The organism is Marinomonas profundimaris (assembly GCF_000508165.1).
GTDB classification, from domain to species: domain Bacteria; phylum Pseudomonadota; class Gammaproteobacteria; order Pseudomonadales; family Marinomonadaceae; genus Marinomonas; species Marinomonas profundimaris.
Genome location: NZ_AYOZ01000001.1, coordinates 251,934 through 278,787 on the forward strand (window position 1 = coordinate 251,934; position 26,854 = coordinate 278,787).

The window sequence follows — 26,854 nt, forward strand, 5'->3', positions numbered from 1 at the left end:
AGATGAAAATAATGACGTGGCGTATATTGTGGGTAGCTGGGTTGAGTAGTGTACTGGGTGGCTGTGCCACGCCAGTCCCCCCTAGTAATGAATATTTACTCATGGATGATGGGTTGTCTCGCGTACAGGCTCAACCAAGTAACAGCGCATCGGTTCAGTTAATGCCGATTGTTGTCGCTAACTATTTAGCGGGCAATGAGATTGTCTTGGTGTCAAAGCAAGGAGAAGTGCATCGGTCGCAAAATAATTTATGGGCAGAAACACTGTCGCCGCAATTGACTAGGTTAACTCAACAACGATTAGAAAAAACGCTACCCAATGTTACTTGGTTTGGCGGGCAGCACTTGCCTTCCTATGCGATTGCCTTATTGAATATTGAAGTGGATGATTTTTATGCCGATTTAGACGGCATGATTTATATTTCAGGGCGTTGGCAGCTTATTTCGGCAACTGGAGAGCTGTCGGTGTCAGACACGTTTTATGTGAACAGTGCACTGCAATCAGACGGTTATTCGACAATGGTTCAAACACTGTCTGCTAGCTGGTTTAACCAAGTCATTGACCCTATTGCAAATAACATCGCAAAGACGTTTAAGAAGTAGCAGATTACGTCTGTTCTTTTAAATATCACTCACCGGAGCATCTATCACAGAGAGGACTTGTTCTTTTAATTCCTGTGCCTTAAACGTCCCTTTAACCAAATACCCTTTCACAAAATCATGGGCCATAATGATCGCTTTCTCTTCTTCCCGCTCAGATGAGCTAAACATCATCACGACACAAGACTGAATGTCGTCGACTTTGGTCCTCAGTTTAGAAAACTCCTCAAGAAATTGAATGCCATTTATTCTCGGCATATTAATGTCTAAAAAAATTAATATGGGCGGGAATTCTTCGGGGTACTCTTGTCTGTTATTCTCATAGTCATTCAGGAAGTCTAGTGCTTCTTGTCCGTCATTTTTTTCAAAAATCGTTAGCTCTAATTTTGCTTCTTTTATCAATCGTTTAAGTACATATCGATCAACTTCATCGTCGTCAATAATCAGTATTGGTGGTTTGACTGCGTTCATACTTGTTTATCCATTGGAATAGTGATTGTAAAAATAGTGCCATCCTTAGAACTTTCAAATGAAATGTCACCCTTTAGGAACTCAATGTGCTTTTTGACAAGCGCCATACCGAGTCCTGACCCTGTGCTGTTTTTTACATGGAAACGTTTGAACATATCAAACACCTCGTCTTGGTGTTGTTCTGGAATGCCTATGCCGTTGTCTGAAACAATAATAGTAAGAATATCTGATTTATCAAATATGTCACACTTTACGTAGGGTGAGGGTTTTGTTTTATCATAATACTTTAAACCATTAGAAATGACGTTTTCAATGATTTGAGCAAAGCGGGCTTTATCGGATGTTATTGGTTTCGATAGGGTTATATTGGTTTCCAGCGTACAAGGGTTATCTTTCATTAACCATGCTAAGCGTTCTTTCATATCAATAATGAGCTGATCAAAATCAATCGGTGTAATGTCTTCGCTGCTGATATCTGCTTTGGCCAGTAATAATATATCAACAACGAGCGTCTCAAGTTTTTCCATTTGCTGATAGATTATTTTTGCGTTGTTGATCGCTTCTTTTGTGTCTCCCGCTTCAATGTCTAGGATAACAAATTGGGCCAAAGACTTGGCGCCAGAAAGAGGGGATTTGAGGTCGTGTGATGCGCGATAGGCGAATTGCGCGAGTTCATCGTTAGCTTGTTGTAGTGATGCTGTTTGTGTCTTCACGATGGCTTGCAGCTCTTTGTTGTTTTCTAAATTAAAAAAATCTTCTCTTATGCGTTGTCTGGCCGCAATTATTAATGCCTTCAATTCGCCTGTCGTATTTTTTTCAAGGTCCTCATCTAGGTTTATGTTGTCTTTTGGTTTGCTTGACAAAAGCAGGGTCAAATTATGAATTGAGTTTGATATAGTGCGTGATAAATAGCTTATAAAAAGTATATTGAAGAGAGAGATTATTAATACCAGAGGGATCAAGGTTATTAGTATAAAAGACACCGTTTTTCTGATTGGCTCTTCGAAATTTTCTGAATGTTCATTGAAATTATAGAGTGCATGATTAAGGCTCGTTAAAAAAGTGTGTCTATCTATCGCTCTATTTTCATATTGCTTCAGGGATGACAGCGCTGTGTCAGCGACTTCAATGTCTTTTTCACAAATAGTGAGCGCTTGATTGGTGTTGATGATCTCCATTATTACTTTGTTCAGTATGTTGATTTCTTCTAAGCAATCAATTGGCTGTTGCTTTATTGCTAGGATATTGGACTCTATAGTCTTCGTGTCGATCGACTTATCAATCTCGATTTCATTAATGGATTTGGACAGCTGGTTGATATATTTCAAATGCAGAAAATTGAGCTGGTGAAACTTGGCTCCTTTGGCTATTTCAAATGCAGAAAAAACGGTAATACTGACTTCTACCGTCGTAAGAATAACAATGAGCATTAGCTTTTTTGAAATATTCATGTAAACCGAAATGATTTTATTATTGAGGAAAATGTCTTGTTGTGAAGGTATGACGATATATTGAGTTTAGGTATAGCAGCCTTTTATTCATTCCGCTAGGAAGCATTGTTCGTTATTTTTGAAATATTAAGTGTTAAAAAAAACGTGCATCATCTTGGACGAAAAACAGTAAAAAAATGTTGTAAAAATGTAATAAGGTTCTTTTTTTGATAGTAAATATTCAAATGTCATATTAAAGTTATTACTCAAATTATAAAGAGTGGACAGGCTTACAATTATGGATGCATCTTTAGCCAAAAAGTGAGGCCTCCAGTGTCATTGGTGGTCCGTATTTGGCTTAAGACTATTTTTGAGGGAGGTTAGTGGTTTACTCAGCACATCATCGTAATTGAAGCAAAGGCGTCCTTACAGTAAAGCTAAGCTTTTCAGTGTGTTACATAGATAAAATCATAAAAATTAATATTTTTAGCTTGTGGCAACGCGCTTCACGGCCTCACGTAAGTCATCAACTTTCAACTTGGATCAACGTCATGCTTAAAAATGTAAAAATTTCACACAAAATATTATTAATGAGTGTTGTCCAGTTATTGATAATTTCCTTACTGGGTTATGTCAGTCTTTCTAACATGTTTAAAGTGGGTGAAGAGATCGGTGATATCGCGCATAAGAATATTCCTCTTGCGAGAAGTATCTCAACCATTACGGAGCATCAGTTAGAAGAGTCTGTACTATTTGAAAAAGTGGTATCTCACTCTCTTGTTGATCTTGTTAAAGGGAAAGGCACATCAAAAGAATCGTTGGATTTAATTGCTAAACTCGACAAAAAAACAAAGAGTCTTCATGACGAGTTGTTTGCATTAGAGGCGCGCCTAAATACACTTTTTAATGAGTCACACTCTGCAGCAGAAGCGGAGAGATATGCAGACTTACTTGTCGAATTTAAAAAAATAAAGCAGGAATTTTTACACCTTGAAGAGCAGATATTTGTGCTGCTTGAAGAGATTAGAACCTCTGGCATCAAAGCCACATTAGATAAAATCTATAACCTTGAAAAAGAAAACGAACTGGTTTCTTTTCACTTGGTTGCCTTATTAGATAAAGCTCAGAAATTTTCTTTGGATGCTGCGAACAAAGCGGAGCAAGATGAAAAAGAGGCAATCGTGTATATCTCAACCATTTTAGGCATTGCATTTTTACTCGGTATTCTTATTGCTCTGTTTATTGGGCGTTCTATCACAACGCCATTGCATCTTTTGATCGACCGAATTCAAGGTGTTGTGAATGGGGGTGGAGACCTTACGTATCGAATTAACAGTCCAAGCAAGGACGAGCTTGGTGACGTGTCGAACATTTTTGATAGCTTTATGGCAAAACTGCAACACATTATTAAGAATGTTAATGTGTCTGCAGCGTCCCTCGGTAAGTCGTCTGAAACGGCGATAGGCATTATTAATAACACCTTAGATGGTGTCGAAAAGCAAAGTGCAGAAACGAGGCAGGTAAATGAATCGGTTCGACATTTAAGTGAAACAACGGTGGAAGTTGCGAAAAATACGCAAGATGCCTCAGCGGTTGCGGAGCGAGTGAAAACAAGGGTGTTGGAAGGTAAAAACTCGGCGAATGAATCTCAAGAGATCATTAAAAAGCTGGCGCTAGATGTTCAAACAACGTCTAAGGATATTAGTGCGTTAGTCAAAGAAACTGACAATATCGGTGCCGTTTTGGATACGATACAAGGCATTGCTGAACAAACTAATTTACTTGCGCTTAATGCCGCAATAGAAGCTGCTAGAGCGGGTGAAACAGGTCGAGGTTTTGCCGTTGTGGCCGATGAAGTTCGTTCTTTAGCGCAGCGTACACAAGAGTCAACGGTTGATATTAAATCCCTTGTTGAGAAGCTTCAGGCGGAAGCGGCAAAAGCAATGGACAGTATGAACAGAGGCAGTGCCGTCACAGAAGAGTGTCTGGAAAAAAGCCAACGTACGTCTGAGGTGTTTGATGAAGCGGCCGTGGCTGTGAATGAAATTTATGCTTTTAATACGAAAATTGCTTCAACGACGGAAGAGCAAGCGTCAATTGCCGAATTAGTGCAAGTGAGTATCGAAAACATCAATAAAATATCGGAACAGACTCGAACTGATACGCAATCAGCGGTGCAATCAAACGAAGATATCGGCAAACGTTTAGCCGATTTGAATGCCAACTTAAGCGAATTTAAATGTTGAGCATTCTGATGGCTACATTTAATAACATTACTGGGCGGTGCCTTTTTGTTGTAAACAAACATACAAAATAATAATGGTAGATTGAATGCGATAAGGTGTAGCGATGTTGGCTATTTGGAAAGGAAAAGGTTGGATTGTTCCTGTTGTTTTCATCGCTGCTTTTGTTGATGTTCAGGTCGTTATTGATTACTTCATGGGTGAGGGATTCTATAGCGATAATCGATGGGTGAAAATTCTGGCATTGGTGGTCGTCGCTATCATTCTTGGCGGGATTGGCTATTTATTGAATAATCGAGATCGAATCATAGAGGTCGATTCAGAGACTGGAAAAAAGACCAAGTCACCGGCGCATACTTTGTTGTTTTTACCAATCGAAGTATGGGCTGTCATGGTTCCTTTTGTTTTTTTAGGCGTGGACTATTTTAACGCGGAGCAAGAAAGTAAAACGCTTATTTACCTTGAAAACCCTAGGGTAAATGATATTTACGGTGTTGATTTTTCAAAGATCTTTAAAAATGAAGACCCTATTTATAAATACGGTGCTATGGTTGTTGTGTCCGTTGATATGAATCTTATTGAAGTGCAAAGCAGTACCCATGCCTATGATGGGAAAAGCGGCATTAGAAAAGACATGCATAACGGCAAAGTCAAAGAAGCCTTCTATTACGCCGATGAGGTGACGTCATTCACGATTCGCGAATTGGTTAAATTCTATGGAGATGGCGCGATTTTTTCCGTGAGTCGAGAGTGATAACATTTTTATAGCGCGATGCGTGTTTTGCCCAATGGCCATTGTATTGGGAACCGCATATCGGAAAAAAAAAGACCAACCGTTAAACGGTTGGTCTTTTTGTTTAAGAGGTGAAAATTAATGTTATTTCGCTTTTTCTTCAGCCGCTTGGATACTTTTTTGTATTAACGGTGAGATGGTTAAGCCTTGAACAATGATCGAGAAAATAACCACAACGTAGGTGATGATGACCATAATGTCATGCAGATCCAACCCTTCAATTTTAAGTTGATTAGAAGGAATAGCCGCCGCCATTGCAAGCGCAAGCCCACCGCGTAAACCACCCCATGTTAGAATCTTGACGGAGTGCTTGTCGTATTCGCGATAGCGTTTGAAGAAAAGGTAAGGTGTACCAACGCTGATAAATCGAGCGAAAAGTACCACAGGCACCATGACCAAACCTAAGCCTATAATCTCCCATGACAGCGGCATTGTCACAATCAACATACCAATGATCAAGAACAGCAAAGCATTTAGGAAGCTGTCGGTAGCGTGCCAAAAATCTTTTACATAGCGCGTACCGTCTGGGCCGCGTCTTTTAGAGGCTTTTGCACGGGTAATGTTCCCAAGAAGAATACCGCTGGTCACCATGGCCAATGCGCCAGAAATTTCCCAAATATTGGCAAGTGCAAAACCCGCTGAGGGAATCGTCAAGGTGACAAGTAAGCGAGTGTTGATGTCTTTACAGTTAATGATGACAAAGTGGCCGACAACGGCGATGACAAGACCAAACACAATACCGCCAATGGCGTCGACTAAGAATAGCTCGGCCACTTCTTGGAAGCTGGCTTCTGTACCATAAAATGCCACGGCGAAAATAGTGGTAAAGATAACCAAGCCAACACCATCGTTAAACAAGGACTCCCCTTCGACTTGAATCGAAATGCCTTGCGGCGCGCTCATTTGCTTGATGATTGCCAAAACGGCAATCGGGTCAGTTGGACTGATCAAAGCCCCGAACAGCAAGCAATAGATAAAAGGAATCGGGAAGCTTAAAAGCTCGAATAAATAGTAGCTCAAATAACCCACAATAAAGGTTGAGACGAGCGTGGAAAACAGCACCAATATGGTGATTTCCCATCGTTGTCGTTTCAATGCGGCAAGGTCAATTTCTAACGCCCCAGCAAACAACAAAAAGCCTAACATGCCTTTCAAAAGCAACTGGTTAAAATCGATACCAGCGACGACTTGTGTAATGAATAATGCCGTTTCATCCCCCAGCATTTTTACCGCAAGAATCAGAAGCAAAGAAATCACTACAGAGCCTGTGGTAATGGCAATAGTGGTTTGCATTTTTAGGATGTATTGGTTGGTAAAAGCGATAAAAACCGCTAATGCCGATAGAAAACAGATGAGGTACCAAGCGTTCATTCGAGAACCTTAACATTTATCAGTAAGATGAAATTCAAAAAAAGGTGCATAGGGGGGATGCTGGGACTGTATGTTATCCCTAGAGGTTGCCACTGTCACGGGTTTCACTGTACAAAAAGTGAACCTAATGCGTTTCCTCATAAATAAAGTAGGTTTATGACGCATATTGGTAATTTTTTACTCATTTTCTTCTGTAATTTAGTTACAAAACCTAACCAAATGGTTGGTTTATAATGAAGCCAACGCCCAACAATAGTATAATCGCGCCCAATTACGCTATATGAAATTTAGTGACATTTTTAGGAGTATATTTATGGCAACACCTTCGCAGCATGACTTACGCAATGACTTTCGAACATTATTAGCAAGTGGGAAATGTTATTACACCGCTTCTACTTTTGATCCTATGTCGGCACGTATTGCTGAAGACCTTGGTTTTGAAGTCGGTATTTTAGGAGGTTCTGTCGCGTCATTGCAGGTATTGGCTGCGCCAGATTTTGCTTTGATCACATTGAGTGAATTTACCGAACAAGCGACCCGTATTGGTCGTGTTGCCCGCTTGCCTATTATTGCGGATGCGGATCATGGTTACGGTAACGCGTTGAATGTGATGCGAACGATTGTCGAGCTTGAGCGTGCCGGTGTTGCCGCGTTAACGATTGAAGACACACTGTTGCCTGCCAAGTATGGTCATAAATCGACAGATTTGATTCCGGTAGAAGAAGCCGTTGGTAAACTAAAAGCCGCACTAGAAGCGCGTATCGACCCTATTATGAGCATCATTGCTCGTACCAATGCAGGTCAATTGACGACAGAAGAAACCATTGCGCGAGTAAAAGCATACCAGGCGGTTGGTGTTGATGGTATTTGTATGGTCGGGATTCGTGATTTTGCACATCTAGAAGAAATTACCCAGCACATTACGATCCCCGTTATGTTGGTGGCGTATGATAACCCTGAATTACGAGATCGTGAGCGTCTTGCCGCGAATGGTGTGCGTATTGTTGTCAATGGGCATGCGGCGTATTTCGCAGCGATCAAGGCAACTTACGACTGTTTGCGTGAGCAACGTGGCATTGCAGAAGGCACATTAAATGCATCCGAATTGTCGACGCGTTATTCTACATTGGAAGAAAACCGCGTGTGGGCGAACAAGTATATGGATGTCCAAGAGTAAACTAAAACGGCTTTTAGGTATTAAAAACGAGAAAGGCCAACGTAATCGTTGGCCTTTTTTGTGGCAGTACGAAACGTGTTTGTCGCAACGAGGCTGTCGTTAGCCCAATTGTTCTAATTGCTCGTAAGCGTTGCGCAGCCAAACCTTCATTCGTTGACGCTCAGCAATGTTCATGATGCCTTTGTCATTTGCTACAGCCCAAAAGCTGCTGTTGTTAAAATCGATTTTTTGCGCCAATTTACTTTGTAGTTTAGGTAACTCAATGATCAAAGCATCACGTGCAATGGCTTTCTTGAAGGTGTCCGACTTCTGGAAACGAGAATAGTCGCTTCCTCGACCAAGGTTTTGCACGACAACAAAATCAACGGAAGGTTGAGTATAGCGGTCAAGCAGCGCGTCTAACAATGTGACAGAATCCGCACCGTCATCCATTACATGCCAAAGGCAAACTTGATACCCCATTTCATCCATTAAACCAAATACATCGGTTTCTTCAATCCATTTTCCGAGTGGCTCTGCGGCTTGTGCTGCTAAGTCAATAATGAAATCGCGATCGGGATATTCCTCAATGGCGGCTAACATACCATCCAAACTGTCTTCCTCTCCTATCAGAATAGGGGACGAGAATTCATTGTAAAAACGCGAAAAAGTACCGTGTGAACTGTCGCAGTCAAATCCTAAAAAGGGTTGATCATTATCAATATAGAATTGAGCCAAAACACGCGCGGTCATGGATTTTCCAACCCCGCCTTTTTCACCACCTACAAAATGTACCTTACCCATTTAAATTTCCTCATTGAAGCTGAACGTCGCTGTGTTTGAAAGGGCCGAATTAACTGTCTGTTTTTATCAAGGATACTGTATCAACATTTTTTGAAAAAGCATGGTGCTTTCATGACAAAGTAACAGAAAAAGAATAAATGGGTTAGTTGTATAGGGGATTCAGTGGCTTCACTAGGTGCTTAAATGAATAAGTGCTAGCCTAAAGGGCGATACATAACATAAGGATTATTTTATGGAGATCTTAGCGTTTTTATTTATTGGTGCGCTGGCGGGTTGGCTAGCAGGTCAACTCGTGAAAGGCGGTGGCTTTGGTTTGATTGGTAACATCGTAATTGGTGCTGTGGGTTCTTTTATCGGCGGGTTTACCTTTCACTTACTGGGTTTGTATTCGGGCAGTTTTTTAGGATCATTGGTGACGGCGACGGTCGGAGCCATTATTCTGCTGTATGTTGTACGTCTGGCAAAATCATAGATTGCCCCTTTTTTTAATGAATCAGTCCGTATCTTTGTTTTAATAAAAAAGCCCGTATTTTTGACACGGGCTTTTTTGATGGTGATGTTTAACCCCAGAACTTAGATAAGTTCTAACTCTTCCATGATGCGACGAATGGTGGATTTTGTGCTGTCTTGCAGTGGCACCATAGGCAGACGGCATTCCTCAGTACAAAGACCTAATAATGACATGGCGTATTTCGGGCCGGCAGGGTTGGGTTCAATAAACAGTGCGTTGTGCAAAACAAATAGTTTGTCCTGCAGCTGACCCGCTTCCACGAATTTTCCTTCGCGACACAGACGCTGTAATTCCACAACGTGTTTTGGTGCGACGTTTGATGTAACCGAAATGCAGCCATTGCCACCGCCAACGTTATAAGCAACGGTGGTGATGTCGTCGCCACTTAGAAAATTGAAGGGTTTGTTAATTAAAGCGCGTTCGCGAATAGGGCGAGTCAAGTCGCCCGTTGCGTCTTTGACGCCAATGACTCTGGGTAACTCCGCAAGACGAGCCAAGGTACTGACTTCTAAACCAACCACAGAGCGCGGTGGAATATTGTAAAGAATAATAGGCAGTTTGCTGTTGTCGTGAACGTATTTGAAGTGTTCATACAAACCAGTTTGATTAGGACGATTGTAATAGCCAGCCACATGCAAGGTAGCGTCGGCACCTGCTTGATAAGCGTATTCAGAATAATTAACGGCTTCCACAGGGTTGTTGGAACCTGCACCTGCGAGCACAGGCACTGCTTTATTGGCTTCTTGGACGGTAATTTCAATCACGCGTTTGTGTTCATGTTCGCTCAGGGTGGGTGACTCACCAGTGGTGCCAACCGGAACAAGGCCGTTAATGCCTTGATCGATTTGCCAGCGAACAATATTTCGCAAAGCGGCTTCGTCTAATTGGCCGTTACGAAATGGTGTGATTAATGCTGTAATTGCGCCGTAGAACATACTAATGCCTCATTTTAGGCCGGTATGCATTCTGCTGAAAAGAAAAGGAGACCGTCAGCGAGAATGCTGCCGGGGAGTTGTTTGTATCTTAATTCCGCACGTCAGCACCGCAAAGCTTTTTAGCCTTACGTTTATCGCCGTTGCGTTTATTAAAGACACTGTTGTTCATAAAGATAAAGATTCATTTATTGACTTGAATTTCTATGCTGACGTTTTTCTTAATAAAGGTCAATATGTTGAAGTATTTTTCTTTAACGTATTTTTTACGTTGCATTGTGGTTAATGGGTGAGCCGGAATTACCTTGCTTACGACCGTTATGGTGTGGCGTTTGATAGAAAAATGAGTGGCAATAAAAAACGCTCCTATGAGCGCTTTTTATTGTCCATTTGGATGTTTAGCCGTCAGCGTTGATCTTATTGATTAGTTCGGCTAGTACTTTGTCCGCTTGATCATTACTGATTTGGCAGGTTCCTGCATTGAGGTGTCCGCCACCGCCGTAAGAAAGGCAGAGCTCGCCAATGTTGGTGTTGGAAGATTTGTTGAGGATGGACTTACCGACCGCAAAGACAATGTTTTGTTTTTTCAATCCCCACATTTTATGGATCGATATATTGCAATCAGGATAAAGCGCATAGATAACAAAGCGATTGGTGGCGTAAATGATGTCTTCTTCGGTGAGATCTAACACCACCAGGTTGCCGTGTTGGCTTGCGCAGCGTTGTATTTGTTTCTGTGCAAGAGCGTCGTGTTCTAGATATAAATCGACACGCTCTTTGATGTCTTCCAACGCCAGTATTTGCTGAATACTGTGGTCGCGGCAATAATCAATCAGTTTCATCATGAGCTGATAATTGGAAATACGGAAATCACGGAAACGGCCGAGTCCTGTTCTTGCATCCATAATAAAGTTTAATAAAACCCACTCTTGTGGGTTTAACACTTCTTCTTTTGAGAATTGCGCTGAGTCGCCCTTGTCGACGGCTTCCATCATGTCTGTTGAGATATTGGGGAATTTAGCAATGCCACCATAATAATCATAAACAACACGCGCTGCCGAAGGCGCTGCTGGGTCAATGATGTGATTTTCAATGTGACTGTCGTTTCGTACGGTCTCACTTAAATGGTGATCAAAAGCCAAATGACAGCCTTCCACATAAGGAAGGTTGGTGGTGATGTCATTTGGCCCTATGTCAATCTTGCCATCCTGCATGTCTTTGGGATGAACAAAAAGAATATCGTCGATGATGTTTAAATCTTTGAGTAAGACGGCACAAACCAAACCGTCGAAGTCACTGCGTGTTACTAAGCGAAATGTTGTTGACATGAATATCCCGTTTTTTAATAAGTTATAAATGCAATATCAAAGTACGTTTCATTATTTGCTAAAAATAAACGCTTCTGTTTCAAGTAATTGCTTGGTCCAAAGGTCGTAGGCCTTATGGTTCAAGTGTAGTTTATCGCCTTCAAATAGGTTTTCTTTTATTGCTCCTTGTTTGTCTAGGAGCGTAGAAAACAAATCAAGATATTGTGTATTTGGTCGAGTTTTAGCTAATCGAGCCAATTGAATGTTGGTTTTTTCAATGGTGCTACGCATTGCGATACGAGCTGGGCTGCACTTGATACTGATTAGCGTGACAGGAATCCCCGGCAGATGACGATCAATTTTTTGCAGTAGTTCAATATAAAGCTCAACAACTTTGTTACTGTCACAATGATTACCGATGTCGTTGTCGCCAGCGTAAATAACCAGGGAGCGAGGTTTGTGCGGCAAAATAATACGTTCAAAATAGTAGACGCAGGCTTCTAAAGTGGCTCCGCCAAAACCAAGGTTTATTCCGTCTTTATCGCGGAAGTGCTTTGCAAAATCACTCCATAAGCGCATGGTGGATGAACCGTAAAAAGCCACAGGTTGCTCTTTATATTCTTGATACGCCAAATGAAATTCGAGTTCGCGAACGTCGGATTCAAATTCGACGTCAATTTGGTTTAAACTCATCACATTGGACCGGTAGCCATTTTTACCACTGAAAATAGGGTACTTATGTATTTCTCTAGACAGTTCAACCGCTTCGCTGACGTAGCCTTTGTACTCTTCTTGATAAGACGCTAGAAAGGCATTTAGGGCTTTTTTATCCGTGTAATCGACTTTACTAGACAGTTTGAAGGCGGGTTTGATAATGACGGTATATATGTTGTGATCTGCTCTTTTGTCAAAGTTAGCCACAACGATAGGCACTATCCAAGGCTCATCACTGCCCATGGAACCAGCAAGTTCAAAGGCATGCGGTAAAAATGTACCTGGTGATTGATGTGTGCCAAAACTTTGACCTTCTGGAGAAATCATCAATGGGAAGTTTTGATGTAATGTTTCCTGAGACTGCGAAATGAAATCGTCGTACTCGGGTGTGTCTTTGCAGAGGTCATCCCAGCTGTTGATAAAAATATTCCCGAATCGGTTATAAAAATCATCTCGCCAGAATTCACTCTCCTTGCTACGACGCACTACTCGCTGCCCAGAAACACCGTATTCATTATCGATGACCATAGCGCCAATAAATTGCGCGTCCATAGAGAAGCGAAAGCCATTCGGTAAGCGGTTAGTTGGTGAGCCTAATAAATGGTTATAAATGAACAGTGAACCGGCTTTTTTTGGCAGGTTTTCTAAGCCTTTAATAACATAAGGAACTTGTTGGAACGCTTGCTTAAAAAGTTCTGTACTTAAACGTCTGGCGTCCAAAGCGGGCGTTTCTTTCGGTAAACTATTGATTGTGTCATACACATTTTGGAGGTGGCGATAAAAGGCATTTTCACGCTGTAAGTCTTTTAATATATCTAGACACATACCAGAAATGGTTCTTTCCAATACACAGCCAAAATGCAAACATTTATAGAGAACGCCAAAGGCTTCGTCTGTGGTAATGGCGCTTTTGAGCAATTCGCTCACCTTGTAAAGCGGTGAGCTCACTGGTAATAGCGCGGCATTTTGTTCAATTACGTTACTAACGGCCAATACTTCATCGTTGGCAATTTGAGATAAATAACGCATACGAGCGGCTAATAAGTGCGTTCCAATCAACCAAATTAATCGATATAAGTACTTCGCAGAAAATTTAGGGCTCTCATTGAAGATTTCTAGCAAGTCATCTTGTTTGATGAATAAGATGCTGCTGTCTCTGGATGAAATAATCGATGTGCGATTTTTAAGGGTGGTGTTTTGTGTCGCCCAAGCCAGAACAGTGCCGGCGCGAGAAATGGATCGGGTGGTTATGATATCACCAGATTCCGTTTGGTAACTGACCACCACTTTGCCTTTTATCAGTAAGTACAGACCGTCAGCGAGCTGATCTTGTTGGCACAGTATGTCGCCTTGATGTGCGAGCAATATAGACGCCTTTTTGGCCAGAGTGTGAATTTCAACCTGTGTGAACGTCTCACAAAACGGTGCGTAATTTAGCAGGCTAATAGCGTCTTTGAGTGCATGGGCTTGTGTTTCATAGTTTACCAGTGGGCGAGTTTCTTCAAATGCCAACGATTCATTGGAGAAGAAGGGGCGCGTTTGGTTTTGCACATTGGTCAGAACAGGCAGCGATTCTTGATACACAAATTGCAAAAACTGGCTTGCGAAGGTCAAGTTGGCATCGAGGATTTTTTGCAGCTCAATGATTGGCCACACAAGTAAAGTCGAAGACTTTGTTGCTGTGAATGTGGTGGCATAGCGTGAAGGGTGACGGAACGCAGACCAGCCAATAGGCGATAATAGGGTATTAATCAGGCCAACGTTATAGGATTTTCCTGTTTCTTGTAATGGCACAGAAATGCCGACTTCGCCTTCTAATAGAAAATAGAGGTGCTGACCAATTTCAAACTGTTTGGCCAGCACTTCTCCTGTGCTTAATTTTTTGATGCTAGCAAGGTCGGTTAAAGATGACATGAGTTCTGCATCAACATCTGCCATGAAAGGGAAAGCTTTAATGTGTTTTGTTACGTTCATCTTTCTATACCTCAAATCTATATTGCTAGTTAGGGCGTTTGATCGTTACGGTTTCGCCTAAGAGTGCATAATCATTGCCACCGAGTCGTGCGAGCGGGTTGAGCTTTTTATTATCGACAACAGTGCGATCGTCACTTTGGCTTAAAATATCATCGTCAATGTGTACATTGAGTATCTCTAAATAACAGGCTTCTAAAGAAGAATTGCCCAATTTATGCCTGTCGTACAATCGACAATGAAGCGCTACTTTTGCTTCGGCTATTCGTGGCAAGCTATCGACGAACGCAGCGAGTGATAAATTGTTCTTTGAAAGCTCAGAAACGCCGTAATCTAAAGTAGCGGCACTGTCGTTGACGGCATGGATGAGGTCGCCGCTAGGAATATGCAAAACACATTCCTTTTCACGTATAAGGTTGCGTTTTGTGTCTTTCGCCGTTGAATCGGCTTTGTCTCCGATGGAAACGACCAGTAGAGCAGGGTCGGAGGAGAGTGCGGCAAAATAAGAAAAGGGAGCGAGATTGAAACTCTCGTTTTCGTTTTTGGTCATGATCCACGCAATAGGGCGCGGTGTAATGGTTTGAGTGATCAGATGATAGCGCTGATTGCCGCTGAGTTGATCAAACTGGAAACGCATAGACTTCCCCCGTTGTTATGAAACATGTCTTGTTAAATTACTACAGATACCAATCAGTTGTGAATGTTTGAGTGGAAACTTATGAAATTTATTGTAACAAGTCGTGGGAGAGGGAGTGCGAGCCAGTGTGATATGTCACGATGGCTCGGGGGATTGAGGTTTGGGCTTCGTTCGTTAGTAGGCTTCAATGATGCTATTAAAGGCAATCACGACACGATCTTTTTCGCCAAAATAAGGCAGTGCAGAGTGTTTTAAGTAGGACGGAAAAATAACAATTTGCCCTTCTGTTGGCACAAAGTCCCATACACCATGACCTCCAAGGTACGCGGTGCCTGGATCGGCGTAATGTTCTGCATTTACTCGTGGGTCGTAAAAACGGTTCAAACCACCGTTGCCTTCTGTTGCGGCATCACCAGGCTCTAAATAATAAATACCACACCAAGAGCAATTAGGATGTGAGTGGGCGTCATGATAGCCGCCTTTTTGAGTGACGTGATACCACGACTCAATAATATGTGCGTCGGCTTCCATGTCTTCTGGCCAGAATGCTTGGTTCACTGAGGCCGCGATTTCTAAAATGAGTTCTTCTAGTGTGCGTTTGGCTTCCATGATGTTGGCATCAGCAAGATCTAGAAAATCTAATGTGCTTTCATGAAGTGCGTGTTTGGCTTTGGGGGCTATTCGACTTTCAATCGCCGTTGTTTGGGCTGCTTTTTGCTCGTAGATTGCGGCGAGTAGCGCGTCTTTTAAAAAATCATGGTCTGGCATTTGAGTAACGTAAAGCGGTGTCGTCCATACGTTAATTTCTTCGATGATAGGGGCGTTGCTCATGGTATTTTGCCTGCAGAGGTCTTTGGCTGAATCGTAAAAATATGTGTTAAGCGGGTATGTCTAATTCGGTGGCCACGGGCTTGTAACCGCAAAACATCATGACTAAGTTGCGAAACCCTGTCTCGCTGCCTGGCCCTTCTAACCCTTTGATACTTTTATCAATTAAGGCTAGATAATTTTGCATGTAAGGCAAGGTGATTTTGTTGTGACGTGACATGGCGCTTTCATAAAATGGAATGCGTTTATCCCAGATTCTTTCTGCTTGGCAAGCTTGTCTGAAGCTCGTCGATTGCATGGCTTGATATAAATTGTTAAGCGTTTGGATTTCTCGGTTAAACAGCCAAAGAATAATGCTGGCTTCCACGCCTTCACCCATGAGTTGATTCAAACAATGCATCGCGTCTTTGGCTTTACCCATGAGAATGCGATCGCTGAGATCATAAATGGAATAGCGGCTGCTGTCGGCAACGGATTCAACCACTTGTTCGGCGTCAATCTGGCAACCTTTACCATGCAGTAAAGCTAGCTTCTCAAGCTCTTGAGAAAGCGCCAATAAGTTACCTTCGCCGCGTTCACAGATGAGGCTGGCTGCGTCACGCGTTAACGAAAGGTCGAGGGCTTGCGCACGTTGTTGTACCCAAGCAGGCAGTCGACTGGCATCGATTGGCCAAATTTGGACGAACACGCCTTGCGATTCTAGCTGTGTAAACCACTTTGCCTTTTGAGTACGAGCATCGATTTTAGGCAAGGTCAGTAGAATAATGTTGTCTTCACTGAGTGACTGACCGAGTTGAGCAAGTGCTTTGCTGTGCTTTTCGCCCATTTTGTCGATTTGAATGTCGAAGAGTCGACGAGTGGAAAACAGCGACAGGCTTTGGTTTTCATTAATCACATCTTGCCAATCAAACTGAGAGTCGGCGACAAAACGTAAGCGCTCATCGATATTATGGTGTTGAGCGGCTTTACGAATGTTGTCGGCGGCTTCTTGACACAATAAAACCTCATCCCCAGAGATAATGTAAATGGGCGCGAGGTTTTTTTTGAGCTGTTGGATTAACTGATCAACTCTAACTTTCATTGTGTTGGCTTAACCGTGATACGGGTTACAGGGGCGCATAACTTAAGTCATAAAGGAGCTGACTGGCGAGAGCTTCATTCATGATGTCAGTTTGGGTCGTGTTATAAGACAGCTTAGCGCTTTCTTCAGCATCTTGATTGGTTAGGGTTTTGTTTGTGCTGATGGCTCTTGGGCCGAAAAGCGATTTTCCATCCGCTTGGCGAATAAAGTAATGACTGCTCAACGTGCGCTGAATTTGCGACACATCATTGGATGCATTACGTGCTAGCTCTATGTCGGATGACGTGATTTTATTGATTTTGAGTTCTAACGTGCTTTTGTTTGCATTGGCTTTGTTAATAATGACAACACCGGCTTTTGTTAGTGCAATGCGCAGTGATTGGTCAAAGCTGTCCGAGCCACTGTCAGACGTCAGTGTTAGGGTCTTCAGTCTGCTTGGCACGTTTACTTCGCCACGTAAGTGAAAGCCACAAGCGACAATACTCATGGCCAGCAAAGCTAATAACAGTAAGCGAGTGGTTTGTATCAATGTGGCTGTCATATCCGTGATCTCTGGATGATTAAGAAGTCATACAATGAAGAAAATAAGGGACGCCTCTGCCATCCCTTATTTTTTCTTCATTTAGTTAGCAACAATATTTACTAAGCGACCAGGAACCACGATCACTTTGCGTACGGTTTTGCCTTCAAGGAATTTAGTCACCCCAGGGTGAGCTAATGCTTCCGCTTCAATGGTTTTGCTGTCTGCACTGGCAGACACGGTCAATTCGGCGCGCTTTTTACCAAGCACTTGAACAACGATGGTTAGTTCGTCTTTTACCAATGCCGTTTCATCTAGAATTGGCCATTGTGTATCCACTACGTTACCTGTGTGGCCAAGGTCAGCCCAAAGCTGGTGGGCAATGTGAGGTACGATTGGCGACAACAATAAGGTGGCGGCTTCGAGCGCTTCTTGTACTACCGCTAAGCTCAGTTCAGATTGGTCTTCAAACTTGCTTATCTCGTTACAAAGCTCCATTACCGCGGCAATGGCTGTGTTGAAGGTTTGGCGACGTTCGATATCATCCGTTACTTTTTGGATGGTTTCGTGCGTTTTGCGGCGTAGCGTTTTTTGAGCACCATTCAGCGCGTCAATGTTAAGTTTGCCTACTTTTCCAGCGTTCATGTGGCGGTAAGATAGTGCCCACAAACGACGTAAGAAGCGAGACGCACCGTCAACGCCAGAGTCGTTCCATTCAAGTGATTGCTCTGGTGGTGCGCTGAACATGATGAACAAACGTACCGTGTCTGCACCATATTTCTCAATCATTTCTTGAGGGTCGACCGTGTTGCCTTTTGACTTCGACATTTTGGTGCCGTCTTTGTTAACCATACCTTGCGTTAATAGGCGTTTGAACGGCTCGTCAGAGTTTACTAAGCCCGCGTCACGAAGCAATTTATGGAAAAAACGTGAGTACAATAAATGCAAGATCGCGTGCTCAACACCACCCACGTACTGGTCAACAGGAAGCCAGTAATTTGCTTCTTCTGTTAACATGGCATCTTTTGAATCTGGGCAGCAGTAACGTGCAAAGTACCAAGACGACTCCATAAATGTGTCAAATGTATCGGTTTCACGTTCTGCTTCTTCGCCATTGAACATAATGGCAGAAAAGTCAGGGTTGTTCTTGATGGGTGAATTAACACCATCCATCACAACATCCGTCGGTAATACGACAGGTAATTGATCGGCAGGAACAGGTACAACAGAGCCGTCTTTTAGGTTGATGGTTGGTATCGGTGTGCCCCAGTATCGCTGACGGCTTACGCCCCAATCGCGTAGACGGTAATTGACTTTGATTTCGCCTACTTTGTGTTCCGTCATCCATGCGGCAATGGCGTCGAAAGCGTCTTTGAACGCCAAGCCATCGAATTCACCAGAGTTAAACAACACGCCTTTTTCAGTGTAAGCGGCTTTTTCAATATCAAATGCCACATCGTCAGCGGGTTTAATGACTTGCTTGATTGGCAAATCGTATTTTTTGGCAAATTCGAAATCACGTTGATCGTGTGCAGGAACTGACATCACCGCGCCAGAACCGTATTCCATTAAGACAAAATTGGCCGCAAAAACAGGAACGATATCGCCGGTAATAGGGTGGATCGCTTTGAATCCGGTGTCGATGCCTTTTTTCTCAACTGTTGCCATATCGGCTTCGGTGGTCGACATCAGCTTGCTTTCAGCGATGAAATTCGCCAATGCCGGGTTGTTTTTAGACGCTTCCAAAGACAATGGATGTTGCGTCGCAACGGCAACGTAAGTCACACCCATAATGGTGTCTGGGCGAGTCGTATAAACAGACAGGCGATCTTCTTTACCTTCAACGGCGAAACTAAATTCTAACCCTTCAGAACGACCAATCCAGTTACGTTGCATGGCCTTTACTTTTTCAGGCCAGCCGTCCAGTTGATCAAGGTCATTTAACAATTCTTCAGCGTAATCTGTGATGCGAATAAACCACTGAGATATTTCTTTTTTCTCAACGGTTGTGCCACAACGCCAGCAAGCGCCGTCTTCTACTTGCTCGTTAGCAAGCACTGTTTGGTCTTCTGGGCACCAGTTAACCGCGGCGGTTTTTTTGTAGGCTAGGCCTTTTTCGACCAATTGTGTGAAGAACCATTGTTCCCACTTGTAGTATTCCGGTGTGCAAGTGGCAACTTCACGATCCCAGTCATAACCAAAACCAAGCTCTTTCAACTGGCCTTTCATGTAGGCGATGTTTTCTGTTGTCCATTTCGCTGGCGCTGTTTTGTGTTTGATGGCAGCGTTTTCTGCGGGTAGACCAAATGCATCCCAACCCATAGGTTGAAGTACGTTTTTTCCTTGCATGCGTTGGTAGCGAGAAATAACATCGCCAATGGTGTAATTACGCACGTGACCCATGTGCAGGCGACCGCTTGGGTATGGGAACATAGAAAGGCAGTAGAACTTCTCTTTGTTGGTATCTGCGACGGCTTTGAAGACTTTATTTTCGTCCCAAAAAGATTGAGCCGCTTGTTCAATTTGCTGCGGATTATATTGTTCTTGCATGATGTGTTCTTATCCCATGATCGACGAGAGGTGAGTAGACCTGTATTCTCTTTTAGAAAGAGGCGCATTATAGCGACATAGCGCAAAATAATGGCGAAATGGCCAACAGAGTCTGAAAATATCCGTTATTTTATAGAGATGGCGCTCTAATTAGAAGGCGCATCGAGGAGGAGTTATGAATTCTATGAAAAAAGATCCGTCAAAAACCGAAATCAATACCAGTTTGGTAGAAGAAGCTCGAAAAACACTGATCGGCGCCAAAGATTGGTTGCTAGAAGATGTGTCTTTAATGACCGCATATTGGCACGACAAAATGGGTTATACCGAAGCCTGGGTGGACGCTAATTGGCATTTAGTACTGGATGAAGGGCATGAATTGGTCGAAGAGTTTGATGATAAAGAAGATGCGGCACTGCTATGGCTTATTAATCACGCCAATAATAACCCTGTTCCATTGGAAGATTGTCATGTTGCCGGCACGATGGCGGACGCAGGAACTTACCATTGTATGGCGTGTGGTCATGATAATGTGGTCGAAACCAAGCAAACTTTAGCGCCTTGTGAAATTTGCCATTATGGTTTGATGTCGACTCATGAGAGTCGAGCTGTCAGCGAGTAATATCGTGAGGGTTGCAGTAGTGATCAACTCCCTTGAGCACTACTGCAGAACAATTTTTTACGCCTTTCGTCGCGCGATAACACCACTTAAATACGAAAAAACCACACAGAGTAAAAGCAGTATTATTGTTGGCCAATAACCCCATTGAACATAAGGTGTAACGCCGCTAAATGCTTTCGCTTCAGCGGTGAGAGTTGTTCTTTCAAACTGAGGCGCTTGAGCCACTACTTCCCCTTTTTCATTAATAAACGCGGTGACACCCGTATTGGTTGCTCGAATCACATAACGTCCTGATTCTTTGGCTCTAAATTGTGCGATTTGCAAATGCTGCCAAGGGCCAAATGATGTGCCAAACCAACCGTCATTACTGATGGTTACTAGAAAATCACTGTCCCTTACCATGCGACGAACTTGTTCAGAATAAACAATTTCGTAACAAATGAAAGGTGCCACGCCCCATTCGCCAACTTGCAAGACAGGTTGATTTTCGTCACCCGATTTGAAACTCGACATGGGCATGTCAAACACATCTAGAATGGGGCCAATGTAGTTTGAAAATGGAATATACTCACCAAAAGGAACCAGTCTGCGTTTGTAGTACAGCCCAAAACCATCACCGGTCGCCCAAATGGCGTTGTAGTAATTCTTTTTGTCTTCACCGACGTCTGGAATGCCGGTAATTAATGTGGTGTTTGTATTCGCCAACTCTTCGCTAAAAGAGGAAAAGTAAGGCTTAATTTGTGGGTAAGAATAGGTGATGGCGGTTTCTGGCCAAACCACCAATTCGCTGTCTAAATGCTCGATAGTAGCTTGCTGATAGTAGGCGAGTGATTTTCCTGCCGTTTGGGCGAGCCATTTTTCATCTTGGCTTACATTACCTTGTATCAAGGTGGTTTTTAATGTGCCCGTTTGTTGAACCCACGCCACTGGAGAATAACTCAAAAAGGCAGAGCCGCCCCAAATTACGAATAAAGCGAACGCTTGAACCAGTAAGTTGGTTTTGTGTAATAACGCACCAGCAATCACGCTAGACGTCAGTACCACGGCCGCACTGGTGAGCCAAATCCCACCAATCGGTAACAGTTCAAATAACCATGTATTTTCTATAGCGTAACCGGGTAGTAGCCAAGGAAAGCCAGTGAAAAGCGTGCTTCGAGCAAATTCACCTAACAGTAGTGTAAGTGTAATCCATAAGCTCGCTGGCAGTTGTGGGAAACGCTGAATGAGGCGCCACGAAAGCCAAGACGAAAAAGCCCAAAATACGCACAGCGTCACCACGAAGGCGAGCGTGATTAGTCCAGCTATTATGCTGCCAACTTGGCCGTATTCGGCAATGCTGACATACACCCAAGAAACCCCAGTGCCAAAGAATCCTAATGCGACGGATGAACCTCGCCAACATGCCGTCTTTGCTGTTGGACTGGTGATAATTAGAGCACTAAAAGCAATAAGGCTCAGGAAATAACCGGGCCAAAAATGAAAGGGTGAAAAACTGGTTACACCAATGGCGCCAAAGATGGCGGCAATACTATAAATAATGGTGGAGGGTAGTTTAGAAAGGCGTGTTGCTAAACGAGGTTCCCACCCCGCCTTCGTGTCGATTAAGTCGGGGTGAGGTGTCGTCATATTATTCTAGTGTGTCTTCTGTTGGTTTGGTGACTCGAATCGTTTTAACACGTCGTCCATCAGATTTAACAATACGAAAGTGGAAGTTACTAAAGATCAATTCTTCATCGCGCAATGGTACATGGCCGAATTGCTGAACAAGAATACCGCCAATCGTATCAAACTCTTCTTCGTTGAAATCGACTTTAAAGAATTCATTAAAGTCTTCAATGGTGCACAGCGCGGGAACAAGATATACCCCAGCTTCGGTTGTCACTTGAATGCCTTCGTTTTCAAGCTTGTCTGTTTCATCTTCAATTTCGCCGACGATTTGTTCAAGCACGTCTTCGATGGTCACTAAGCCAGAAACACTGCCGTATTCGTCCAGCACAAGCGCCATATGGTAGCGTTTGGTTCTAAAGTCATTCAGCAATACGTTTAAGCGTTTACTTTCCGGAATGAAGTTAGCAGGGCGCAAGCGCGCTAAAATATCTTCTATCGTGACATTGCCGTCTTTGAACAACAGTGGCAGCAAATCTTTCGCGAGTAACACACCGAGAATTTCATCGGAGTCTTCGCCAACGACAGGAAATCGAGAATGAGCGGAATCTATGATTTTACGAATGGACGTTTTAGGGTCATCTTCGGACTTGATTATCACCATTTGGGACGGTGGAATCATAATGTCGCGAGCTTGCACTTCTGACACTTCTAGCGCGCCTTCAACAATCGTAAAGGCGTCACGGTCTATGATGTCTGACTTTACAGCGGCTTCTAGTAGTTTGACGATATCACTACGGCTACGCGGTTCATCGTTGAAAGCTTGGGTTAAACGTTCAAACCAAGATTTTTGTTGATCGTTTGGTACACTCGATCGGTCATCACTCATTAGGGTATTAGCTCACTCTTTTATCAAATAAGGGTCGGAAATAGACAGAGACGACAGTAACTGTGTTTCTATCGCTTCCATTTCATCTGCTTCATCATCATTTATATGGTCATAGCCGCATAAATGCAAGATGCCATGAATCGTCATATGTGCCCAGTGATGAAGAGGCACTTTGTTTTGTTCTTCCGCTTCGTTCTGTACGATTTGAGCACAGATGACTAAATCTCCTAATAAAGGGAGCTCTAGGCCAGGAGGTGCCTCAAATGGAAAGGAAAGAACGTTGGTTGGTTTGTCCTTACCACGATATTCGTGATTTAGCGCATGGCTTTCTTCTTCATCGACAATCCGAATGGTTACTTCAAGCTCTTCATCGGAATTGGCAAGGGCTGTTTCAACCCAAAGTCTGAAATCCGCTTCGCTTGGTAAATGCTTGGTGTCTTCAGTGGCAATTTGTAGATCGAGCTCTAAAATTGCCATTATTTGTCCCCCGACGTTTGCTCTGCTTGTGCCGCTAAGCGTGCATCCGTACGAGCTTTTTTTACGGCTTCTTCTTCTATATCAAAACGGTCATAGGCTTCGACGATGCGTTGCACAATAGGGTGACGAACCACATCTGACGAGCTAAACATGGTCATGCTGATACCGCTGACGCCTTTTAGAACATGCATAGCTTGTGCTAAGCCTGACGTGGTGCCGCGAGGTAAATCGACCTGTGTCGTATCGCCAGTGATGACCGCGGTTGAACCAAAACCAATGCGCGTCAAAAACATTTTCATTTGTTCGCGCGTAGTATTTTGGCTTTCATCTAGAATGATAAACGCATTGTTTAATGTACGGCCGCGCATGAACGCAAGCGGTGCGATTTCAATGACGTTTTTTTCGATGAGTTTATCGACCAATTCGAAACCGAGCATTTCATACAAAGCGTCATAAAGTGGACGTAAATAAGGGTCGATCTTTTGAGAAAGATCACCCGGTAAAAAGCCCAGTTTTTCACCCGCTTCTACCGCAGGTCGAACCAACATGATGCGTTCAACACGATCTGCTTCTAGTGCTTCCACAGCGCAGGCCACGGCTAGATAGGTTTTTCCTGTTCCGGCTGGCCCAATACCAAAGTTGATATCATGCTTACGAATCTGTTTCACGTAACCTTGCTGGTTGGCACCTTTCGGTTTGATAAAGGCTTTGCGCGTTTTAATCACCAACTGATCGCCTTTTTCTCTCTTATTATTGGTGAGAGATTCGATCGCCGATTCTTGAAGGTACAGATGAATGGTTTCTGGTGTGATTTGACTGTTTGCTAAGGCTTCGCGATAGAGGTTTTCTAACAGCGTTTTGGTTGCCGCCACATGCTCAGGGTCTTCACCGGAAATATCGAATAAATCCGCACGGTATCGAATCGTGACGTCCAGCCGCTTTTCGATTAGCTTGATATTCTCGTCTAATTGACCACATAGCCCAACCAAAGCGTCGGCTTCGGCAGGGGCTAAGCGAATTTGTTGAGTTGTCTGTGTGATTTCCAAGAGTTACCTTTGATTATTGAAGAGCACTTTTATTGAAGTACAAAATCGGTGTCGAGTTCAGAGCTAACCAATTCACCAAGCAGAGAATTTGGGTACGCGTCTGTGATAACAACATCTGCAAATTTACCAATCAATTGAGGATCGAATGCTCGGAAGTTAACAATTCGATTATTCTCCGTTCGACCTTGAAGTTGTCCAGGATCGCGAGGTGAATAACCGCTCACTAGAATGCGCTGCACGTCGCCAACCATGGCCAAGCTAATGTCATAAGCTTGTTGACTGATACGACGTTGCAAAATGGACAAACGTTCTTTTTTAACATCATCTGGCGTGTCGTCTTCTAGATTCGACGCTGGGGTGCCTGGGCGTTGGCTGTAAACAAAGCTGAAAGAGTGATCGAAGCCAATTTCTTGAATCAAGTTCATAGTATCGATGAAGTCTTCATTCGTTTCACCTGGGAAGCCAATGATGAAGTCAGAAGACAGGCTGATGCCTGGGCGAGCTTCTTTAATACGATTGATTTTATCAATGTAATATTGACGATCATGGCCGCGCTTCATCGCGCTCAAAATTTTATCTGCACCACTTTGAACAGGCAAGTGAAGATGACTAACCAGTTTCGGCTCAGTGCGGAACGCTTCGATTAAGCTGTCGGTAAATTCAACAGGATGAGACGTGGTGAAACGAATGCGTTCCACTCCGTCCATTTGAGCGACCGCATGAATAATGTCGGCAAGATCCGCTTCGTCGCCTTCAGCGGTTTCACCGCGATAAGCGTTGACGTTTTGGCCAAGTAAATGGATTTCGCGTACGCCTTGCTCTGCCAATTGCGCGACTTCTACTAATATACTATCGAATGGGCGGCTAACTTCTTCGCCACGAGTGTAAGGCACAACGCAGAATGTACAGTATTTACTGCAACCTTCCATGATTGAGACAAACGCTTCAGAACCTTCAACACGAGGTGCAGGAAGGTGGTCGAATTTTTCGATTTCAGGGAAGGTAACGTCGGTAATAGGGATGTGTTTACCTGCTGCATTGACCATGTCTGGAAGTTTGTGCAGTGTTTGAGGCCCAAAAATCATGTCTACGTGTTTGGCGCGTTTGCGGATTGCATCGCCTTCTTGACTGGCAACACAGCCACCCACACCAATAACCAGATTAGGATTTTTTTGTTTCAGCTTTTTCCAGCGTCCTAATTGGTGATACACCTTGTCTTGGGCTTTTTCACGTATAGAACAAGTATTTAGAAGAAGAACGTCTGCTTCGTCTGCGTTATCTGTTAGTTCCATTTCATGACTTTCGCCAAGTAAATCTGCCATACGAGAGGAATCGTATTCGTTCATTTGACAGCCATGAGTCTGGATAAAAAGTTTTTTTGCCATGTAACGTATAAACCTAAAATGTGTTCGTCTAATCGACTTTGTGACTATTATATTGGGCTTTGCTTCCGAATCACAGAGGTGTTCTGAATTCCCTGTACTTTAAAGCAAAAAAAGAACGGAAAATAGTCATCCGTTTTCTTACTGGAGCTTTTGTGAAAGAGCGGTCACAATAGCGGTATTATTGATTGTGAACGTGGGTTTGTTTTGACGATATTATCTCGAACTGTTGCTTTTTCTGTGGTTCTTTCTGTTGTTATGAGTGCCGAGGCTCAAGCAGAAACAGAGTTGCCAAATTTTGCTTTTGGTCTGGGTTATGGGCTTTTGAATCAAAAGTCATTAATGAACATCGATTTTAAGGTGAACATACCGATCAATGATTACCTTTCGACTCAAGTGTTATTGAACAGTAACTATTTGATTACTGGCTCATCGAAAGACAGCTTTGCGCAATCGGAGCTTTCTTCCAATTGGTTTATTCGAAATGACTATGGTCGTCTGGGGGTCGGGATTGGTGTGACGGAATTGGAGCCCATGGACACAGAACTCGAGACGGAAAAAGAAGTGATTGGGCAGTTTATTGGTGAAGTGTTTTTAGGCTCATTTTCGTTAACAACAAACTATATAACGACCGATAAAACATTGAGTAACGTGACAAGCTCACGGATTGGCTTGGGCTACTACTTTGATGACGATTTACGTACGTCTTTCTATCGAGAAAAATACAACGACCAAGAGACAGGCTGGCGCTTAGAAACCTATTACCAACCCCAAAAATACCATCAAATGGGCAGCATTGGCTTTATTGCGAGAAACGGTCAGGATTATGATTATGCCGGTGTGGTGGTTGAGTATTATTTTGATTACGCCGTGTCTTTAAAACAACGCGAAAAGCAATTTCACTAGTGTTATGAATGA

At 43.2% G+C, this 26,854-nt stretch carries 24 protein-coding genes; 7 read left to right on the top strand and 17 right to left on the bottom strand.

What is annotated here, in order from left to right; translation table 11 throughout:
* The first annotated feature begins 2 nt into the window (after window positions 1–2).
* Window positions 3–602: a PqiC family protein gene (locus tag D104_RS20355; RefSeq protein WP_024022469.1), complete on the top strand. Its 600-nt coding sequence runs from the start codon at window positions 3–5 to the stop codon at window positions 600–602.
* Window positions 603–620: 18 nt separating this feature from the next.
* Here D104_RS20355 and D104_RS20360 read toward each other — a convergent pair whose 3' ends face one another.
* Window positions 621–1,070, bottom strand: a complete 450-nt coding sequence (locus D104_RS20360; protein WP_024022470.1) for a response regulator — start codon at window positions 1,068–1,070, stop codon at window positions 621–623.
* Window positions 1,067–2,521 (bottom strand): sensor histidine kinase, encoded by a 1,455-nt coding sequence (locus D104_RS20365; protein ID WP_024022471.1) that lies wholly within the window; start codon window positions 2,519–2,521, stop codon window positions 1,067–1,069. The genes D104_RS20360 and D104_RS20365 overlap by 4 nt, the downstream gene beginning before the upstream one ends.
* Window positions 2,522–3,051: 530 nt before the next feature.
* Between D104_RS20365 and D104_RS20370 the strand changes: the two genes are divergently transcribed.
* Both D104_RS20370 and D104_RS20375 read left to right on the top strand, forming a co-directional pair.
* Window positions 3,052–4,746 carry a methyl-accepting chemotaxis protein gene (locus D104_RS20370; protein WP_024022472.1) on the top strand — a complete coding sequence of 565 codons (1,695 nt, stop codon included), beginning with the start codon at window positions 3,052–3,054 and terminating at the stop codon, window positions 4,744–4,746.
* A 103-nt stretch (window positions 4,747–4,849) separates the two neighbouring features.
* Window positions 4,850–5,497, top strand: coding sequence for a hypothetical protein (locus D104_RS20375; protein ID WP_024022473.1), 648 nt, complete (start codon window positions 4,850–4,852; stop codon window positions 5,495–5,497).
* 123 nt (window positions 5,498–5,620) lie between these two features.
* On the opposite strand, the gene D104_RS20380 is transcribed toward D104_RS20375, so the two are convergent.
* On the bottom strand, window positions 5,621–6,907 hold the full coding sequence (locus D104_RS20380) for a cation:proton antiporter (protein ID WP_024022474.1): 1,287 nt from the start codon (window positions 6,905–6,907) through the stop codon (window positions 5,621–5,623).
* 313 nt (window positions 6,908–7,220) lie between these two features.
* On the opposite strand from D104_RS20380, the gene D104_RS20385 reads away from it, so the two are divergent.
* The gene (locus tag D104_RS20385) at window positions 7,221–8,084 is read left to right on the top strand and encodes an isocitrate lyase/PEP mutase family protein (protein WP_024022475.1); all 864 of its coding nucleotides are present in this window, start codon (window positions 7,221–7,223) and stop codon (window positions 8,082–8,084) included.
* 99 nt (window positions 8,085–8,183) lie between these two features.
* Here the strand turns inward: D104_RS20385 and D104_RS20390 are convergent, their stop codons facing one another.
* A complete protein-coding gene (locus D104_RS20390; RefSeq protein WP_024022476.1) occupies window positions 8,184–8,867 on the bottom strand; it encodes a P-loop NTPase family protein in 684 nt (227 codons plus the stop codon).
* A 232-nt stretch (window positions 8,868–9,099) separates the two neighbouring features.
* On the opposite strand from D104_RS20390, the gene D104_RS20395 reads away from it, so the two are divergent.
* Window positions 9,100–9,339 carry a GlsB/YeaQ/YmgE family stress response membrane protein gene (locus tag D104_RS20395; protein WP_024022477.1) on the top strand — a complete coding sequence of 80 codons (240 nt, stop codon included), beginning with the start codon at window positions 9,100–9,102 and terminating at the stop codon, window positions 9,337–9,339.
* 101 nt (window positions 9,340–9,440) lie between these two features.
* On the opposite strand, the gene dapA is transcribed toward D104_RS20395, so the two are convergent.
* The 8 genes from dapA to leuS all read right to left on the bottom strand — a co-directional run bounded on the left by dapA (window position 9,441) and on the right by leuS (window position 19,918).
* Window positions 9,441–10,313: a 4-hydroxy-tetrahydrodipicolinate synthase gene (gene dapA, locus D104_RS20400; RefSeq protein WP_024022478.1), complete on the bottom strand. Its 873-nt coding sequence runs from the start codon at window positions 10,311–10,313 to the stop codon at window positions 9,441–9,443.
* Window positions 10,314–10,708: 395 nt separating this feature from the next.
* The gene (locus D104_RS20410) at window positions 10,709–11,638 is read right to left on the bottom strand and encodes a DHH family phosphoesterase (RefSeq protein WP_024022480.1); all 930 of its coding nucleotides are present in this window, start codon (window positions 11,636–11,638) and stop codon (window positions 10,709–10,711) included.
* A gap of 51 nt (window positions 11,639–11,689) precedes the next feature.
* Window positions 11,690–14,305 (bottom strand): cyclic nucleotide-binding domain-containing protein, encoded by a 2,616-nt coding sequence (locus D104_RS20415; protein ID WP_024022481.1) that lies wholly within the window; start codon window positions 14,303–14,305, stop codon window positions 11,690–11,692.
* Window positions 14,306–14,330: 25 nt separating this feature from the next.
* The gene (locus D104_RS20420; protein WP_024022482.1) at window positions 14,331–14,939 is read right to left on the bottom strand and encodes a flavin reductase family protein; all 609 of its coding nucleotides are present in this window, start codon (window positions 14,937–14,939) and stop codon (window positions 14,331–14,333) included.
* Window positions 14,940–15,113: 174 nt separating this feature from the next.
* Window positions 15,114–15,770, bottom strand: a complete 657-nt coding sequence (locus tag D104_RS20425) for a putative 2OG-Fe(II) oxygenase (RefSeq protein WP_024022483.1) — start codon at window positions 15,768–15,770, stop codon at window positions 15,114–15,116.
* A gap of 46 nt (window positions 15,771–15,816) precedes the next feature.
* Window positions 15,817–16,848 (bottom strand): DNA polymerase III subunit delta, encoded by a 1,032-nt coding sequence (gene holA, locus D104_RS20430; RefSeq protein ID WP_024022484.1) that lies wholly within the window; start codon window positions 16,846–16,848, stop codon window positions 15,817–15,819.
* A 25-nt stretch (window positions 16,849–16,873) separates the two neighbouring features.
* The gene (locus D104_RS20435; protein WP_024022485.1) at window positions 16,874–17,389 is read right to left on the bottom strand and encodes an LPS-assembly lipoprotein LptE; all 516 of its coding nucleotides are present in this window, start codon (window positions 17,387–17,389) and stop codon (window positions 16,874–16,876) included.
* A gap of 81 nt (window positions 17,390–17,470) precedes the next feature.
* The gene (gene leuS / locus D104_RS20440; RefSeq protein ID WP_024022486.1) at window positions 17,471–19,918 is read right to left on the bottom strand and encodes a leucine--tRNA ligase; all 2,448 of its coding nucleotides are present in this window, start codon (window positions 19,916–19,918) and stop codon (window positions 17,471–17,473) included.
* A 175-nt stretch (window positions 19,919–20,093) separates the two neighbouring features.
* Between leuS and D104_RS20445 the strand changes: the two genes are divergently transcribed.
* Window positions 20,094–20,537 carry a hypothetical protein gene (locus tag D104_RS20445; protein ID WP_024022487.1) on the top strand — a complete coding sequence of 148 codons (444 nt, stop codon included), beginning with the start codon at window positions 20,094–20,096 and terminating at the stop codon, window positions 20,535–20,537.
* A 57-nt stretch (window positions 20,538–20,594) separates the two neighbouring features.
* Here the strand turns inward: D104_RS20445 and lnt are convergent, their stop codons facing one another.
* Genes lnt through miaB form a run of 5 tightly spaced genes read right to left on the bottom strand, consistent with a single transcriptional unit; the run spans window position 20,595 to window position 25,939 of the window.
* Window positions 20,595–22,163, bottom strand: a complete 1,569-nt coding sequence (gene lnt / locus D104_RS20450) for an apolipoprotein N-acyltransferase (RefSeq protein ID WP_024022488.1) — start codon at window positions 22,161–22,163, stop codon at window positions 20,595–20,597.
* Window position 22,164: 1 nt separating this feature from the next.
* Window positions 22,165–23,031, bottom strand: coding sequence for an HlyC/CorC family transporter (locus D104_RS20455; RefSeq protein ID WP_024022489.1), 867 nt, complete (start codon window positions 23,029–23,031; stop codon window positions 22,165–22,167).
* Window positions 23,032–23,043: 12 nt separating this feature from the next.
* Window positions 23,044–23,508: an rRNA maturation RNase YbeY gene (gene ybeY, locus D104_RS20460; protein WP_024022490.1), complete on the bottom strand. Its 465-nt coding sequence runs from the start codon at window positions 23,506–23,508 to the stop codon at window positions 23,044–23,046.
* Window positions 23,508–24,554, bottom strand: a complete 1,047-nt coding sequence (locus D104_RS20465; RefSeq protein WP_024022491.1) for a PhoH family protein — start codon at window positions 24,552–24,554, stop codon at window positions 23,508–23,510. The genes ybeY and D104_RS20465 overlap by 1 nt, the downstream gene beginning before the upstream one ends.
* A gap of 29 nt (window positions 24,555–24,583) precedes the next feature.
* Window positions 24,584–25,939: a tRNA (N6-isopentenyl adenosine(37)-C2)-methylthiotransferase MiaB gene (miaB, locus tag D104_RS20470; RefSeq protein WP_024022492.1), complete on the bottom strand. Its 1,356-nt coding sequence runs from the start codon at window positions 25,937–25,939 to the stop codon at window positions 24,584–24,586.
* 204 nt (window positions 25,940–26,143) lie between these two features.
* Here miaB and D104_RS20475 point away from each other — a divergent pair, with 204 nt between their 5' ends.
* On the top strand, window positions 26,144–26,842 hold the full coding sequence (locus tag D104_RS20475; protein ID WP_024022493.1) for a hypothetical protein: 699 nt from the start codon (window positions 26,144–26,146) through the stop codon (window positions 26,840–26,842).
* The last annotated feature ends 12 nt before the right edge of the window (window positions 26,843–26,854 follow it).